We start from the raw sequence: 17,566 nt of genomic DNA, 5'->3' as shown, positions 1-17,566 counted from the left end.
CCAGGTGGTCATAATAAAGCAAAAAAATTATATACTTGATGCATAAATGCCTCTAAACGAGTTTGAATATGTGTTTGTTCTTGTCCATCAAAGGCTAAATGAAGACAAGGAAAACCACCTTTTTCTTTTTGTAATCTTGAAAATATTGCTTGGGTGATAGTACCAGGCATGCAGGTAAATGGCATAACATTAATAATACCTTTTGTGCCTTTTTTTAGAAAATCAATAGCCTTACCAATACTTAAAACTGCTTCACCTTCAAAAGCAGGGTGAAGATAAGGTTTAGCCCAATGAAGAAGTTGCACAATAAAAGGTTCATGAGCATGTTTTATTTTAGAAGCCACTTTTTTAACAAATCGCCATTCTTCCTTATGTTGAATAATAGTTGTAATCAAAAGTCTCAATAATCTTTTTAAATAACGCTGACGCCAAGAACGAAGTATGGCAGTATGATTTGTATAAAAAATCCATTCACCTAAAGGTGGAAGCCATACTTCTGCCCCAAGAGCTTCTAATCTTCTAATAAGATTTTCATTAGCAAATGGGTTACTGCGTAAATAAATTTCACCCACAATACCTACAGTAGGTTTAGATATTGCATTATCACGAATCTTTTCAAAATCATTTGCTGCCTGAATCAATAAAGGTAATGGCTCTTCTTTTTGGCGTAAATATTCACATATTTTTTCAAGATAATTTTGATAAATTCTGTCAGCTTCACCTGGCTTTTTCTCATATGGGCGGGTATGTCTTAAAAATTTTTCTAAAATATCTACAGCCACTAAACCCCTCCATGCCCAAAGGATAAAATCATTTGCTACCATACCAAGTTTTTCATAATATTCTCCATCCTGATTCGGCGAAAAAATAGGAATTTCTGTATATCCCCATTCATCTAATACACGGCGGTGAAAATGAGCATATTGACCAAAGCGGCATGGACCACTACCAGTAGGCATAAAAAAGGCAGCATATTTTGGATCAAAATCAGGCTGTTTTAGTGTTTTTAACATATCACCTGCTGTAAGAAGACAAGGGTAACACTCTTTACCAGAAACTGCCTGTCTACCTAAAATAAAACTTTCTTCATCCGTACGAGACATTACCTTTGCTTTTACTCCACAACCCTCAAATACAGCAGCTAAAGCATAAGAATGATCACACATATAAGGAATATAAACACAAGCATCATGATAATGTTTTTTATAAATAAAATAACGTCTTTGAGCTTTACTTGTCTGTTTTTTCCCTTTAATACTGTCTAAAAATGCCTCAAGCCTTGTTATTACTCCAGCATCGGCACTATGTTCATCTATTTCTATTTCAAGAAATGGCTTTTTACCTATCTCTTCTTTAAAAAAGTGAAGAATGAAAGAATCAGGACCACAAGCAAAATTTGTAATATAAATAGGATAAAGTTGAGGATGATCTCTAATATAAGCAGCTGCTGTTAATATATGTTGTCCATATCGCCAGTACATATGTGGCCAAGCATCTTTTATCCTTACTGTCTCAAGTGGTAGAGCATCTAAAGGGATAACTGGTACACCTCTTTGAGAAAGTTTTTGAGGAATGCGAAGGTTTGTACCACTGTCAAAGCTATTATAAGCGCGACCAACAATAACAATAGCTATATCTTTGGGTCTTAAATTTGAAATTATTTTTTTTGCTTTTTTTACAATTTTTTCCTCAAATTCTTTTTGTGCAATCTTTGCCTTTTCCCATGCCTTTTCTACTTTCTTTTTTGATATTCTTAAAGCTTCACTTAAATTTTTAATACTTTGTCTATAATACCAACCAGTTCTACCTAAATATACAACAGGGTGTAAAAACTCTATATCTTCTTTTTCAAAATTAAAAGCTGATTTAAGCATATAAGGCAATCCTTGAACATAAGGACACACCATCCCCCATACAAAACCTGGGGAACGAGAAGGAAGATCTATAACATTTGGGAAAAATAAGCGTTTGTATCCTGATTTAATTAAAACAGAAACATGTCCATGTGCTACTTTTACTGGATAACAAGTCTCAGCTAAAACACTTTCTACTCCAGCCTGAATAGTCTCTTTTGTTGTAGGGGCAGAAACAACTACTTTGAAACCTAATTCATTCAATAATGTAGCAAAAAATGGCAAAAAATCTTGTAAGAAAAAGGCATAGGGAATGGCAATTTCTCCTCTATCTCCTCCTTTTGCTTTTTCAACATATTCTAAAAGTAATTTTTCCCTTTCTTTGACAAGATCAGGAGCAGGAGAAATATCTCTATGAGCAATTTCATATTTTTCACAACGACCACCATAGTAATATACTTCCTTTTGTCCTTCAATAGTAACTTTTTTTATCTCACATTGATTTGGACAAGCTTTGCAGACAAATGTATTTATCTGATAATTTAGATGAGCTAAATCAAAACCTTTAAATTTACTTTTCTCCCAATTTTTTTCTTTTTTTGCTAATAAAGCTGCTCCAATTGCCCCTGTTACTTCATGATGAGGTGGTACAATAATAGGCTTTTTCAAAATCTGTTCAAAAGCAGCTACAACGCCTTTATTAGCAGCTACACCACCTTGAAAGAAAATATGATTACCAATAGTTCTATTAGATACTACTTTATTGATAAAATTATAGGCAATGGCATAACAAAGTCCAGCTACAAGATCTTCTTTAGGTAAACCTTTTTGTTGATAATGGACAAGGTCTGATTTCATAAATACTGTACAACGTTCTCCCAATGGAGCAGGATGTTTTGCAGAAAGAGCTAAATCAGAAAATTCTTTATAAATAGAAATACTTAAGCTATCAGCTTGCTCTTCTAAAAAAGAACCAGTACCAGCTGCACAAGCTTTATTCATTTCAAAATCTATAATTGCCCCATTTTTAAGACGAATAAATTTTGAGTCTTGTCCTCCAATTTCAATAATAGTATCTACCTTTGGATCTATAGCTACAGCTGCTGTAGCCTGGGCTGTAATTTCATTCTTTATTACATCTGCTCCAATAAAATCTCCTACTAAAAAACGACCAGAGCCAGTAGTTGCAGCTCCTAAAATCTCTACTTTATCTTTCCATTTTTTTCCTAAACTTTTTAAACCTTTTTTTACCGCTTCAAGAGGATGACCAGCTGTCATTAGATATTCTTTTGCCAATAATTGCCCTTTTTCATCTATTAACACTAAATTTGTACTAACAGAACCTACATCAACACCTAAATATGCAGGTATTTTTTCTTGAGAAATGATGTGAGTCTCAGTCTTTTTAATACAAGATTTTTCCAATTTTAAAGGAGGATAAAAATACTTTATTTCTCTTTCTTGTTTTATGGCAGCATATAATTTTTCCAAACCAGGAAAGTGATAATCTTCCTTTTTTCTCTCAATAGCATCTAAAGCTGCGCCAATCGCTCCCATAGTAAGATAATGCTTTGGAATAATCAATTCTTCTGGCTTTAATCGCAAAATATCACAAAAAGCACGACGCATACCTAAATTAGCTGCTACCCCTCCTTGAAAAGCAACTGGCTTATGAAATGGCTTTCCTCGACCTATATTGCTACGAAGATTCCTAGCTAAAGCATAACATAATCCCGCAACAATTTCTGGCAAAGGAGTACCTTCTTGTTGGAGATGAATCATGTCTGATTTAGCAAATACCGCACAACGCCCAGCAATTCTAGGAATTGTTTTAGCCTTAAGAGCTAAATAACTAAATTCTTCTATTTTTAATCCTAAACGATGTGCTTGTTGATCTAAAAAAGCACCTGTACCAGCAGCACAAAGTGTATTCATAGCAAAATCTACAATCCTTGGTCTTCCTGTTTCATCTGGTGCTAAGAAGATAAGCTTACTGTCTTCACCACCAATTTCAATAACAGTTCTTACTTCTGGATAATAAAAGGCTACTGCTTTACCATGGGCAATAATTTCATTAATAAACTCACCACCTAATAATGATAAAAATGTTTTTCCACCAGAACCTGTAAAAGAAAGAGAAACAATATCAGTTAGAGAAAATTTTTGGATAATTTCTTCTAAAATATTTGCAACAGTACGTAAAGGTTGCCCATAAGTACGCCGATAATCTTCATAAAGTATGTTTATCTTCTCATCTAAAATAACAGTGCAGGCACTTGTAGAACCTACATCTAGTCCAAGATATAACTTACTCATCATCTTATTAAATAATATTTTTGCCCCTGATATAAGTAACTGTCAATCCTTTTTTTTCGTTGATATAACTCTAATAATTTGATAACTGTTGTTTTTCTTACACCTAAAGCATAAATAATGTCATTTAGAGTGCAAGGGCGACGTTTTAAAATGGCAATAAGTCTTTCTTCTATATCCTTTGTTCCAGTATCTATAATTTCCCCTTTAAAATCTACAATAATCTCTGCTTTTTCACCAATCATTTCTTTAATTTTTTTCATTTCTTCAAAATTTAATGCTAAAACATTCGCTTCAGCAGGAGGTCTCACTACTGTATTTAAATGTATCTTATCTGGCAAAATTTCGTTTAAAACGGATTTTAAAGCAAAAATTTCTGATTCATTATCATTAATCCCTTTAACAAATAAAATTTCAAGCCAAATTTTCCCATCATATTGTTGTCTAAAATCTTTTAATCCTTCAATAATTTTATCAAGCTTTAGCATTGGATGAGGTCTATTTAAACGTTTCCAAGTATCATAAGAAACTGTATCTAAAGATGGCAATACAACATCAGCCAAAGAGACAGCTTTAATAATGTCTTTTTGCCAAAAAAGAGAGCCATTTGTAAGTACAGCTACTGGAACTTTACTTAAAGCCTTTACACTTAATATAATTTCTTCTAAATGTTTATTAAGAGTAGGCTCACCAGAGCCACCAATAGTAATAAAATCTATATGAGGATGATTTTCTGCAAAAAAATCCTCTAATTCTTTTAAAATCTCTTTAGCTGTTACATAATAAGCTGGTTCAATGCTTAAATGAGTTGTTCTTCCTAATTCACAATAAATACAATCATAACTACATGTCTTAAATGGCACTAAATCTAAACCTAAAGAAAAACCTAAACGGCGAGATGGCACTGGTCCAAAGATATATTTCATTTTATTCCTCGCTTTCTTTTGTTAAGATCCGATAAAAACAAAAAATATCTAAGCCTAAAATAACTAGCCAAACAATTAACATAAAAATTAAACCACTAAGCTTCATTTTTCTTACCTTTCCATGCAAAATGTACTAAAAATACACAAATTAAAAAGCTAATAAGAATAAGCCCTCTTGCCATCAATCTATAAGGTATATCTCTTTCTGGTATTCCTTTTAATAAAAAAAGCTTCAAACCACTTTGCCAAATCCAAACACAAAATATAATAAATAGACAAGTAGGAGTAATGTATTTAAGGATAAAACAATAAATTTTTGGCACTGTAAGTAATGCACCTCTATGCATTTCTTTAAATCCCTTATCTATACCATAAATCCAAGCAAAAAGTATAAGTTCAATAAGACCAAATAAGGGCATTCCTACTGTCCCAATCCAGAAATCAAGTTCATCTAAAAAACCATATTTTAGAAAAAAGATAACTAAATGTGTAGGAATAAAAACAGCAATAGCAGTAAAAATAACTGCTCTTTTCCAAGGGAGCTTAAGTTCATCTATTAGAAAAGAAACAAAAGGTTGAATTATAGAAACAGAAGAAGTTAAACCAGCAAAAAAAAGCAAAATAAACCACAAAAAACCCCAAAATTCACCAAAAGGTAAACGACTAAGCACTAAAGGCATAGAAAGAAAACCTAAATCAAAAGCCCCTCCTTGAGCAATCTGCTCAATACCAAAAAAGGCCACAGCTGCAGGGATAGCGATAGAACCACCTAATATAACTTCAGCTGTTTCATTTAATGAAGTTACTGTCAATCCTGAAAGGACAATATCGTCTTTTTCTCTTAAATAACTAGCATAACAATGAATAGTTCCTAAACCAAGGCTTAAAGTAAAAAATATCTGACCAGCAGCTGCTAACCAAGTATCAGCATTTTTTAATTCAGAAAAATTTGGATTCCAAAGAAAACCAAGTCCATTTAATGCACTTCTTTCAGGATGATTGGGGTCTGGTGTACCTAAAGTAAGAGAGCGTATAATAAGTAAGATAGCAACTAAAAATAAAGTAGGCATAGCCAATTTGCAAAGACGCTCTATACCTTTAGCTAAACCATGATACATAATAAAAAAATTGGCAAAAAATGCTACTAAAAAAAATAAATAAGCAGGTAAAATAGATTGAAAATAACCCTTTTTCACACCTTGAAAGCTTTGTAAAAAATCTTTCATACTTTCTAAATCATTAAGTCCATAATAAAGTTTACCTAATGAAAAGAAAGAAAAAGCCAAAGTCCAAGAGCAGACATAAAGATAGTACATACATAAGATTAAAGGTGTGACTAATCCTAAGACGCCAAGATAACGTGAAAGAGGGTGTGACCAAAGAAGATTAAAAATCCCTGGTGCTGTTCCATGTCCATATTTACCCCCCATACGTCCAATTGTCCATTCCACCCACATCATGGGAATGCCCATGATGAATAGGAAGAAAAAATAAGGAATCATAAAAGCGCCACCACCATGTTGACTAGCTTGTACTGGGAAACGCAAAAGATTACCAAGTCCAACAGCAGCACCTGCTGTAGCAAGAATCATCCCAATTTTTGTTGCCCACCTTGCTCGTGATTGCATTTTAAGATCAGATATTTGAGAAAATAATTATTAGCTTTCTTCCTTTTCTGCCTTTGCTTGCTGAATAATCTTTTCTGCTAGAGCTGCCGGTACTTCCTCATAATGGGAAAATTCAATAGTGAAAGAACCTCTACCTCCTGTAATGGAGGTCAAATCAGAGGCATAAGTAAGTACTTCAGCCATTGGCACTAGAGCTGTAATAACCTGATATTTTGATTTAGCCTCCATACCAAGCACTTTACCACGTCTTCCATTGAGATCTCCAATTACATCACCCATAAACTCATCAGGAACAGTAATAGTTAATTTCATAATAGGTTCTAATAAAATAGGCTTTGCTTCCATAAATGCCTTTTTAAAAGCAAGCGAACCAGCAATTTGAAAAGCAAGATCTGAAGAATCTACTGGATGATAGCTTCCATCCACTAAATAAACTCGCACATCTACTACTGGAAACCCAGCTAAAATACCTTCTGCCATAGCCCCTTTTATTCCTTTTTCTACAGCAGGAATATAATTTTTAGGAATCACTCCACCAACAATTTTATCTATAAATTCAAAACCAGTTCCTCTTGGTAATGGCTCAATCTCAATCCAAGCATCACCATATTGTCCACGACCACCTGTTTGCTTTTTATATTTCCCTTGTGCTCTAGCCTTTCCTTTAATTGTTTCTTTGTAAGGAATTTTTGGACTCCTCAATAGCACTTCTACTCCAAATTTGCGTTTTAGTTTTTCAATAGTATTCTCAATATGTTGTTGACCTGTACCAGATATAAGAAGTTCTTTTGTCTGTGGATCTCTTTCCAAACGTAAGGCTGGATCCTCTTCAGCTAAGCGTACAAGGGAAGAAAATATTTTTTCTTCATCTGCCTTTCCTTTAGGCTCTATAGCAAAAGAGATTACTGGTTTAATTGGCTCAACTGCTCTGATAACAATAGGAGATTTTTCATCACTTAAAGTATCACCAGTCAAGGTCTCTTTCAATTTGGCTACAGCAGCAATATCTCCTGCTTTTACTTCTTGAAGAAGCCTTTGTGTTTTTCCTGCTAAGACAAACAATTGACCTATTTTCTCTTTATAACCTTTAGTTGCATTTAAAACAGTACTTTCTGTTTTTAATGTTCCAGAAAAAACCCTAAATACATTAATACGTCCAGCAAAGGGATCATAAATGGTTTTTATCACTAAAGCTGAAAATGGCTCAGAAGGATCAGGCTTTCTTTTAATCTCTTCTTTTGTATTTGGATGATAACCTTTTATTGCTCCCCTTTCTAAAGGAGAAGGAAGGCATTGATTGACAAGATTTAATAAAAGCTGAGTACCTATATTGAGAATAGCTGAACCACATACTACTGGTGCAAACATTCGTTTTATTGTTCCTTCACGTAAAGCCTTTTGCCATTCTTCATCTTTTATCTCTTCTCCCTCTAAATATTTTTCCAACAAAACATCATCTGTTTCAGCTAAAAATTCAATCATCTTTTCTCTAAATTCATTTGCCTTATCTTCTAATTCTGAAGGAATTTCCTTACAAGAAAATTTGCCTGAGCCATCTTTTTTATAAAACCAAGCTTGCATAGTCAAAAGATTAATAATTCCTTCAAAATTCTCCCCTTCACCAATAGGCAAACAAACAGGCATTGGTTTGATATCAAGAGAAACAGATATATCCTCAAGTGTTTTTTCAAATGATGCGTGTTCTTTATCTATTTTAGATATAAAAATAATACAAGGTAATTCATTATCTTTAACATAATTAAAAAGTCTTTCTGTTTGAAATTTTACTCCCTCTATTGCATCTACTACTAAAATAACACCATCTGCTCCTTGTAAGGCAATTAAGGCTTCAGAAATAAAATTGCCATCACCTGGAGTATCAATAAGATTTACCCAACAACCATCCCATTCATAATGATGAAAAGCAGCACTTATTGTTATATGCCTTTTTATTTCTTCTGGCTCATGATCCAATACACTTGTCCCTTTATCCACACTACCCAAACGTTCAGTAGCCTTAGCCATAAAAAGCATAGCTTCAGCCAGCGAAGTTTTACCTGCCCCACTAGCAGCAATAAAACCAATATTACGGATATTTTTTACTTCACTGGCCATCTTTCCCTCCTTTTATTTCTTCCTGTTTCTTAACTGCTTTAGTCTTTATAGAATTTATCAACTTTTCCAAAGCTGGAAAGACATGTTCTCTAAAATCTCCAGCTACAGCCACTGCCATAATAGGCTCTCCAACTGTAAAAATCCCCTCTTTAACCTCTACTAATACTTCTAAAATTCCTGGTAAATTCTTTATTTCACTTATAATTTCTTTTACTATTTTTTGATTTACTTGAATTTTTATCCTTTTCACTGGCTCACCATTCCGAGAATATCCTCTTACTATACCTAAATGACATGCAATCATTCCTACTTCCGAAAACCGAGAACAATTTTTTATTTTATTTATTAATTCATCTAAACTCATCCCAATACTACTCTTAATAAATCTTTAACTGGATTAACTGTTTCAATCCTTATTTTTACTTTATCTCCTTGTTGAAGTTCTCCTTTATTTAGTAATAAATCTGCTTCTAAAAGATAATCAGGTAATAATACTTTATAGCCCTTTGATGTCTTCTCTAATATATAACCTTCTGTTACTTCTTTTATCCGTTGTTTTAAATAAGTTAAAATCCAGTACTTTATCCTTTGTGTAGAAAGCATATGTGTGCGTCGGCTTATTTCTTCAAGATGAGGGATTAAAAAAGAAAGTTCTTTTTCACTATAAAAAGGTTCTCCCTTTTGTAAAAAACACATAACTTGTCTTTGTATTAAAAGGTCAAGATAACGTCTTAAAGGTGATGTTACACTTGTATATTTTTCTAATCCTAAAATGTAATGAAATGCAGGTTTTGTATCTAATTGGGAACGATTAAGTAATTTGCGTTGAAGATATAAAGTAAAAATGTCCCTTGAAATACCATTCATAATTCGTTCTTTAGGAGGAGGTTGTAAACGATAAAGAGCTGGAATAGATTTTTCTTCCAAAAATTTTGCCATTAAATAATTAGCCATAATCATAAATTCTGCCACAAGAATACGTGCAGGTTGTTCTGGATCACGTTGTCTTATCTCTGCTACATTATCTGAAATAAAGGAAAATACTAACTCAGGTAAAGCAATAATCATTCCACCTTGTTCAAGGCGTTTTTTTCTAAATTTTAAAGCCAATTGATAAAGAATGTTAAAGGTTTCATCTTGTGTAAGAAGGCAATTAACTTCATCATAAGTAAAATGACGATCAACACAAATAATACTTGGTAAAATTCTATAATTTAGAATTTTAGCATTCTCATTTAAGGCAATCAAAAAACTTAATGCAGGTCTTGTCTCATTTACTTTAAGGCTAGCAAGATGGTCAGAAATTGGCTCAGGTAACATAGGAATTCTTTTTTCAGGAAGATAAATACTTGTTCCTCTTTCTTTTGCTTCTTCATCTAATATGTCTCCTGGTTTAATAAATGGAGTTAAATCAGTAATGTGTACACCTATTATAAACTTTTCACCATCACGATAAAGAGTAAGTGCATCATCAAAGTCCTTTGTTTCAGGGCCATCAATAGTAAAGGTATAAAGATCACGTAAATCCTCTCGATTATGAAAATAAGATGGTTTTTGTTGAATAAGAATTTGTATAGCAGTTTTTACCTTTTCAGAAAATACAATAGGAATGCGAAGACGATGAAGAAGAATATTTTCATGTTTAGAAAATACACCCAATTTTACTAAAAGTAAAAAAGGATGATCTTCAGTATTAAGTCCAGCTTTTTCTAAAATTTCTTTAATAATCTTTGCATCTTTTGCATCTTCTTTCCAGAAACACCACTCTTTTAAAAGTTGAATATATTCTTTAGAATTAGCAGGAGGTTTAATCATTTGACCTGTCCAAATGGCTTTAAACCAGTTTGCTGCCTCCTCTATCTTCTTTTTCCTTTCTTCTTCCCTTGCCTTTTGTTTTAAAATTTCTTTTACTTTTTCTGGAGATTGAACCTCAAAACCATCTCCTTTAAATTTAAATCTTAATTTTTCTTCAAAAAGAGCTCTAAAAAGAGCAGCCTCTTGAGTAGAAGATGGGGTATTTGGAAAGTAAAATTCAGCTAATGTTTTAATAGAATATACACCTCCCTCAGGAGCTAATAATTCCCAAAGACCTAAAACATCAATAGTATTTTTTAAAGCATTACGTTTTTCAATTTCTTCTTTTAAGATAGAAAGCAATATTTCTCGAGATTGTTTTAATGATATTTTTTCTTTTGAAATATGACAAATACGGTTTTTATTAAGTACTGTTTCACGATTTTGGGCTGTTAAAAGACGTACTTTTTCTTTTTTTTCTTCTAAACAAATAGCAGCTATCACCTTCCTAGCATCTATATATTCAACAATTTTACCTTCCATAATTTAATTTTAATTAAACCCTTGCTAAAAAGTATGCTTTTCGTTATGATGCCTTTTCTGAAAACATGTGTCAAGTGAGGAGGTATAAAAATGGTTTCAAATCGAATTAAAAACATTCCACCCTCTCCCACTCTTACAATAAATGCAAAAGCAAAGGCTATGCAAGCAGCTGGTATAGATGTCATCTCTCTTGCTGCTGGAGAACCTGATTTTGATACACCTGAGCATATCAAAGAAGCTGCTATAAAAGCAATTAAAGATGGTTTTACTAAATATACTGCTGTTGGTGGTATACCAGAGTTAAAAGAAGCTGTTGTAAATTATATAGCAAAAGAATATGGACTGAATTATTCTCCAGAAGAAGTACTTATTTCCTGTGGTGGTAAACATGCCCTTTATAATCTTTTTCAAGTTATTTTAAATCCAGGTGATGAAGTAATCGTACCAGCTCCTTATTGGGTTTCATATCCACCTATGATACTTCTTGCTGGTGGGAAACCAGTAATTGTAGAAACAGAAGAAAAAAAAGGATTTAAATTAACACCTGAAATCTTAAAATCTTATCTTACTCCTTGGACAAAGGCTATTATAATTAATAGTCCTTCAAATCCAACTGGAAGTGTTTATACAAAAAAAGAATTAGAGGCATTAGCTGAAGTATTGATAGGTAAAGATATATGGATTGTTTCTGATGATGTATATCATAAAATTCTATTAGAGGACAATCTTAAATGGTTTTCTATAGCTAATATTGATGAATTAAAAGAAAAAACATTTATTATAAATGCTGTCTCAAAAACTTATTCTATGACTGGTTGGCGCATAGGATTTCTTGTAGGTAATAAGGAAATTATCCGTGCTGCTACTCGTTTACAAGGTCAAAGCACATCAAATCCAACTTCTATTGCTCAAAAAGCAGCTTTAGCAGCACTTAATGGCCCACAGGATTTTCTTAAAGATTGGTTAAATGCCTTTAAGGAAAGAAAAAAAAGACTTCTCTCTCTTTTAAAAGAAATGTCAAAAATAAGTTGTTTTGAGCCAAAAGGTGCTTTTTATGCATTTCCCAATATAAGTGCTTATCTTAATAAAGATATATCTGATTCTGTAAAACTTGCTGAATATCTTCTTGAAAAAGCACATGTAGGAGTTGTGCCAGGTATAGCTTTTGGTAAAGAAGGATACATTAGGATTTCTTTTGCTACATCTTTAGAACTCCTTGAAAAGGCTATAGAAAGGATTAAAAAATCTATTGAAAAACTTCTTTAATTCAGCCGAACAGAGATAAAAAATTTCCGATAATATACTAAAATAAAAGTTGTATGAGACAGATGATTTTAATAATTATTATTTTAAGTATCTTCTCTGCTACTGTTTGTTTTTCTGAAAATTGTCTTAATTGTCATAAAGACCAAATAAAATCAGAGCCATATCCACACCCTCCTATTTTAGAAGGAAAGTGCTGTATTTGTCATGGTTCAGAAATTCAGAGAGAGACAAAAGTCATAAGCAAATATACACCCTTAAGTAAAAAACACTTTGTCTTACTTGAATTATCTTCTAAAAGTTCTTATGAAGGCTGGATTAAAGTAAAGGATAAAAGAGGACAATTTGCTCAGAAAAAAATTGAGATAGATATTAAAAATCTACCTTTAAAAAAAGACAGACAACCTCCTATAATAAAATCTGTACAAGTTGTAAGAATTGAACGAGGTATATTTTGGACAGCTACAATATATTGGGAAACAAATGAACCTGCTACTTCTATTGTTACTTGGGGGGAAAAGAAATTGCATGAAAATAAACTTGAAAATGAAGATTTAGTTTATAAACATGAAGTAATTATTGCTGGATTGGAAGGTGGTGCTTCTTATTCATTTCAAGTACACTCAGCAGATGCTTGTGGTAATATAACAAGTAGCCCAGAAATGAAATTTAAAGTTATTCCTATGATACTCTCTAAGAAAACGCAGGAAATGGAAAATCCATCAGTTCCTTTAGAGATAAAAAGAATAAAATATTATCGAACTCCTCAAAGAAAAATACTCATTAGTTGGGAAACCAATGTTTTAACAACTGGTGAAGTAGAATTAAGACCAAAAGACAAAACAGAAAAAGTTGCCCATATTGTCTTGGCAAGCAAAAAGGAAGCAGGACTAAATGCCTGTTATCGTTGTCACTCTTCAGAAAAATTAGGTCTTACTCATCCTGTGGATCTTCCATTACCAGCAGAAATGAAAAAGTCTTCTCACCTTCCTTTAGCTAATGGTTGTATTACTTGTGCTACTTGTCATAACCCACATGGTGCCAAACTTGAATATCTCTTACGTAAATCTCATCGTAGTGAATTATGTGTAAGTTGTCATAAGAATTATTGAGGAGGGATTATGCAAAGAAGGAAACGCCTTAATTTTTCTATTAAAAGAGAATTCCAATTAAGGTTATTATTTAAAGTTTTCATTATTGTACTAATTAGTGTTATCTCATCTCTTTTGATTTTTTATATTATTAGCCGTCAAGAGTTAGGAGAAACTTATTATCAGGCTCATATTCGGATAAAAAGTTTTCAAGAATTGTTATTACCTGTTATTATTGGTGGTATCTTAGTTGGCTCTCTTGTAGGTTTTTTAGTTGCCCTCTTTTTCCCTCAACCAATTGCTGGCCCTCTTTATCGAATAGAAAAAGAACTTAAAAAAGTAGGAGAAGGAGATTTAACTTTAAATTTACGTATAAGGAAAAATGATGAACTTCAAGATTTGGTTTCTGTTATAAATGAAATGATTAAAAATTTGAATGAAAAAGTAAAATTGTTAAAACTTAATTGTGAAAAACTTAATATTGCTTTAGAAAAAGGTGACATTGATGCTGCTCGTTCTGCTTCCACAGAATTAAAAGAAACAATAGCAATATTTAAAGTTAAAAATTAATTTTTTCTAATTTTTTTAAATCTTCCGGAGTGTTTATATCTATAACTTCATGTTCAGTAATATTTATATAAATAGTATAACCATGTTCTAATACACGAAGTTGCTCAAGACATTCTGCTTTTTCTAAAGGTGTTTGTGAGAGTTTGATATATTTATCTAAAAAAGCTTTACGATAAGCATAAATTCCTATATGCTTATAATAAATTGTTTTTGTCTCATCTCGATAATAAGGAATAGGAGAGCGAGAAAAATAAATAGCCCTACCATTCTGAGAAAATACTACTTTAACACAATTTGGGTCATAAATTTCCTTAGTATTAGTAATCTTACAGACAAGAGTAGCCATAGTTAAAAAGGGATTATTTAATAGAGGATTGGCTACTTCCTCAATTATTTGAGGAGGAAAATAAGGCATATCTCCTTGAACATTAACTATAATATCTGTTGGAGAAAGTTTTAACAATTGGGCTGCTTCAGCTAGACGATCAGTACCAGATGGATGTTTAGATGAAGTCATAATCACATTGCCTTTAAATGTTTTCACACAATTAGCAATACGCTTATCATCTGTAGCAATAAAAACTGCTTTAGGTAAAGGGGATTTATTAGCACATTCATAAACATGTTGAATTAATGGTTTTTTCTGCCATTTAACTAAAACTTTTCCTGGAAAACGTGTACTTTGATAGCGAGCTGGAATAATAACATAAACTGCAGATGTTAATAAAAAACGCCGATGTAAATCTTTCTTTGTAATTTTATACCCACAATCACACAGTATATATGATTGAAAATCAAATAATACTACATCATATTGTCTCCCACATTTAGGACAAATTATAGCCATCTTTTAAAAACTATCTTACTCTTTTTTTATAGTCAAGTAATACCTAAATCCTTGTTTGTTATACAAGAGGCGATTTTGATAGGATGCCCCAAATTTTGGACACTGTTAGGGGGTCGTTATAATAACCCCTAACATTTTACATGTCCAAAAAACGGGGAGCAATCCAGTTTCAGTTAGACTACTTCAGTTGATTTTTTTCTTTCTTTTAAGTATATTTTAGAAAGAGAAATTTGGAGAAAAAAATGGAGTTAAAAGAGATTATCACTAATACATTTAAGGAATTGATTTTGCCTGAATTGGGGAAGATTAAGGAGGAAAATAAGGAGATAAAAAATTATCTTGCCTTTATTAATAAGCGGCTTGATGATGTAAATAAAAGGCTTGATGATGTAAATATTCACTTAGCAGATCAGAGTAGACGGATTGATGAGATAAATAAAAGAATTGATGAGACAAATAAAAGGATTGATTCGGTAAGAGAGGAATTAAATGCAAGGATTGATTCAATAAGAGAAGAGTTGAATAAAAGGATTGATGAGACAAATAAAAGGATTGATGAAACCAATAAAAGACTAGATAGACTCTATGAGGTTATAGTAAGAAGGGATGAGCATGTAAGGCTTGAAGAACGTGTTACTCGGTTAGAGTATGAGATGCAAGAAATCAAAAGAAAAATAGCTTAATGAATAAAAATATGGGATGTCCAAAAAACGGGGAGCAATCCATAAATCATAAAAAAGTTTATCGAATTTTGAAAAATTGCTTTCATCTAAAACGCTTGATTTAGAGCAACGGCTATTTTAGCAGAAAAGAAATATCTTCTTTAACAAAAATCAATTGCGGATTTTGGGATACTCTTGCATTTCTAAATGAAGCAAATTATTATGTATTATTCTTAAAAGGAGGTAAATGATGCCTATTGCTACAATTGAAGAAGCTATTGAAGATATTCGTCAAGGTAAAATGATTATTCTTGTTGATGATGAAGATAGAGAAAATGAAGGTGATTTATGTGTTGCGGCTGAAAAAGTAACACCAGAAATCATCAATTTTATGGCAAAATATGGACGTGGTTTAATCTGCCTTGCTCTTACAGCAGAAAAGGTTGAACAATTAAAATTACCTTTAATGTCTAGTGATACACATCCTAGTCCACCTCATGGGACTGCTTTTACTGTTTCTATTGAAGCAAGAAAAGGAGTAACTACTGGTATTTCTGCTCATGATCGTGCAGTAACAATTTTAACAGCTATTGCTGATGATGCTAAGCCAGAAGATTTAGTCATACCTGGACATGTATTTCCTTTACGTGCTCGTCCTGGTGGTGTTTTAGTGCGTGCTGGACATACTGAAGGATCTGTAGACTTAGCACGTCTAGCAGGATTAAAGCCAGCAGCTGTAATCTGTGAAATAATGAATGATGATGGAACTATGGCCCGTTTGCCAGATTTAGAAAAATTTGCTCAAAAGCATGGACTTAAAATTGTAACTATTGCTGATTTGATTTCATATCGATTAAAAAATGAATGTCTTGTGCGTAGAGTAGTTGAAACATTCTTGCCAACATCTATTGCTGGAGAGTTTAAGGCAATTGTTTATGAAAGTGATGTAGATCCTAATCATCATTTGGCTTTAGTAAAAGGTGAAATATATCAAGATAAACCAGTTCTTGTACGAGTACATTCTCAATGTTTAACTGGTGATGTTTTTGGTTCTTTACGTTGTGATTGCGGCCCTCAATTGCATACAGCTCTTAAAATGATTGAAAAAGAAGGAAAAGGCGTTTTGGTTTATATGCGACAAGAAGGTAGAGGAATTGGTTTTGTAAATAAACTTAAGGCATATGCTCTCCAAGATAAGGGTTATGACACAGTAGAGGCAAATATTGCCCTTGGATTTAAACCAGATTTGAGAAATTATGGTATTGGAGCTCAAATTTTAAGGGATTTAGGTGTAAAGAAAATGCGACTTATGACTAATAACCCTAAAAAAATTGTAGGCTTACAAGGTTATGGATTAGAAATTGTAGAACGAATACCTATAGAGATTCCACCATGTAAAGAAAATTTTTTCTATCTTTTAACAAAAAAAAGGAAAATGGGACATTTACTTACAATTTTAGATGAGTCTGAAGAAAGAAAAAATAAGGAGTAGTCCATGCCTAAGATATGGGAAGGAGATTTATTAGCAAGTGGCTTAAGATTTGGTATTGTAGTTAGTCGATTTAATGAATTTATGACACAGCGACTTTTAGAAGGTGCTCTAGATGCCTTAATTCGCCATGGGGCAAAAGAAGAAGACATAGAAATTGTACGAGTACCTGGGGCATTTGAGATCCCATTAATGACAAAGGTCATGGCTAATTCAAAAAAATATGATGCTATTGTTGCGTTAGGAGTAGTTATTAGAGGTGCTACTCCACACTTTGATTATGTAGCTACAGAAGTAGCGAAAGGGATTGCGCAGGTACAACTTGAGACAGGAATACCTATTGGATTTGGTATTATTACTGCAGATACAATTGAACAGGCTATTGAAAGAGCTGGTTCAAAGGCAGGAAATAAAGGTTGGCAAGCTGCTATAGCTGCTATTGAAATGATAAATGTTTTAAAAAAATTTTAGA

At 32.6% G+C, this 17,566-nt stretch carries 13 protein-coding genes; 6 read left to right on the top strand and 7 right to left on the bottom strand.

Annotated features, from left to right (window positions below; all coding sequences use genetic code 11):
- Window positions 1-8 precede the first annotated feature (8 nt).
- From LWW95_00885 to LWW95_00860, 6 genes are all read right to left on the bottom strand, one after another.
- Window positions 9-4,172 carry an acyl-CoA dehydratase activase gene (locus tag LWW95_00885; GenBank protein MDL1955596.1) on the bottom strand — a complete coding sequence of 1,388 codons (4,164 nt, stop codon included), beginning with the start codon at window positions 4,170-4,172 and terminating at the stop codon, window positions 9-11.
- Window positions 4,169-5,092: a radical SAM protein gene (locus LWW95_00880; protein MDL1955595.1), complete on the bottom strand. Its 924-nt coding sequence runs from the start codon at window positions 5,090-5,092 to the stop codon at window positions 4,169-4,171. Before LWW95_00880 ends, LWW95_00885 begins: the two co-directional genes overlap by 4 nt.
- 95 nt (window positions 5,093-5,187) lie before the next feature.
- Entirely contained in the window at window positions 5,188-6,684 is a 1,497-nt protein-coding gene (locus LWW95_00875) for a sodium-dependent transporter (protein MDL1955594.1), read from the bottom strand.
- Between the two features lie 66 nt (window positions 6,685-6,750).
- Window positions 6,751-8,835 (bottom strand): elongation factor G, encoded by a 2,085-nt coding sequence (gene fusA, locus LWW95_00870; GenBank protein ID MDL1955593.1) that lies wholly within the window; start codon window positions 8,833-8,835, stop codon window positions 6,751-6,753.
- Window positions 8,825-9,199, bottom strand: a complete 375-nt coding sequence (locus LWW95_00865) for a molybdenum cofactor biosynthesis protein MoaE (GenBank protein ID MDL1955592.1) — start codon at window positions 9,197-9,199, stop codon at window positions 8,825-8,827. Before LWW95_00865 ends, fusA begins: the two co-directional genes overlap by 11 nt.
- The gene (locus LWW95_00860; GenBank protein ID MDL1955591.1) at window positions 9,196-11,172 is read right to left on the bottom strand and encodes an RNB domain-containing ribonuclease; all 1,977 of its coding nucleotides are present in this window, start codon (window positions 11,170-11,172) and stop codon (window positions 9,196-9,198) included. Before LWW95_00860 ends, LWW95_00865 begins: the two co-directional genes overlap by 4 nt.
- Window positions 11,173-11,262: 90 nt before the next feature.
- Between LWW95_00860 and LWW95_00855 the strand changes: the two genes are divergently transcribed.
- The 3 genes from LWW95_00855 to LWW95_00845 all read left to right on the top strand — a co-directional run bounded on the left by LWW95_00855 (window position 11,263) and on the right by LWW95_00845 (window position 14,096).
- Window positions 11,263-12,438, top strand: coding sequence for a pyridoxal phosphate-dependent aminotransferase (locus LWW95_00855; GenBank protein ID MDL1955590.1), 1,176 nt, complete (start codon window positions 11,263-11,265; stop codon window positions 12,436-12,438).
- Window positions 12,439-12,500: 62 nt separating this feature from the next.
- Entirely contained in the window at window positions 12,501-13,547 is a 1,047-nt protein-coding gene (locus tag LWW95_00850) for a hypothetical protein (GenBank protein MDL1955589.1), read from the top strand.
- 9 nt (window positions 13,548-13,556) lie between these two features.
- A complete protein-coding gene (locus tag LWW95_00845; protein ID MDL1955588.1) occupies window positions 13,557-14,096 on the top strand; it encodes a methyl-accepting chemotaxis protein in 540 nt (179 codons plus the stop codon).
- Here LWW95_00845 and kdsB read toward each other — a convergent pair.
- Window positions 14,086-14,943, bottom strand: coding sequence for a 3-deoxy-manno-octulosonate cytidylyltransferase (gene kdsB, locus LWW95_00840; GenBank protein MDL1955587.1), 858 nt, complete (start codon window positions 14,941-14,943; stop codon window positions 14,086-14,088). The two genes, LWW95_00845 and kdsB, sit on opposite strands and share 11 nt — an antisense overlap.
- 242 nt (window positions 14,944-15,185) lie before the next feature.
- Here kdsB and LWW95_00835 point away from each other — a divergent pair, with 242 nt between their 5' ends.
- The 3 genes from LWW95_00835 (at window position 15,186) to ribE (ending at window position 17,565) form a co-directional block, all read left to right on the top strand.
- Window positions 15,186-15,626: a hypothetical protein gene (locus tag LWW95_00835; GenBank protein ID MDL1955586.1), complete on the top strand. Its 441-nt coding sequence runs from the start codon at window positions 15,186-15,188 to the stop codon at window positions 15,624-15,626.
- 229 nt (window positions 15,627-15,855) lie between these two features.
- Window positions 15,856-17,097 (top strand): bifunctional 3,4-dihydroxy-2-butanone-4-phosphate synthase/GTP cyclohydrolase II, encoded by a 1,242-nt coding sequence (locus tag LWW95_00830; GenBank protein MDL1955585.1) that lies wholly within the window; start codon window positions 15,856-15,858, stop codon window positions 17,095-17,097.
- Window positions 17,098-17,100: 3 nt separating this feature from the next.
- Window positions 17,101-17,565 carry a 6,7-dimethyl-8-ribityllumazine synthase gene (gene ribE, locus LWW95_00825; protein ID MDL1955584.1) on the top strand — a complete coding sequence of 155 codons (465 nt, stop codon included), beginning with the start codon at window positions 17,101-17,103 and terminating at the stop codon, window positions 17,563-17,565.
- Window position 17,566 lies beyond the last annotated feature (1 nt).

Source organism: Candidatus Desulfofervidus auxilii (assembly GCA_030262725.1).
In the GTDB taxonomy this organism is placed as follows: Bacteria; Desulfobacterota; Desulfofervidia; order Desulfofervidales; family Desulfofervidaceae; genus JAJSZS01.
The sequence above is the reverse complement of the archived record's forward strand: the minus strand, read 5'-3'. Positions and strand labels throughout refer to the sequence as shown.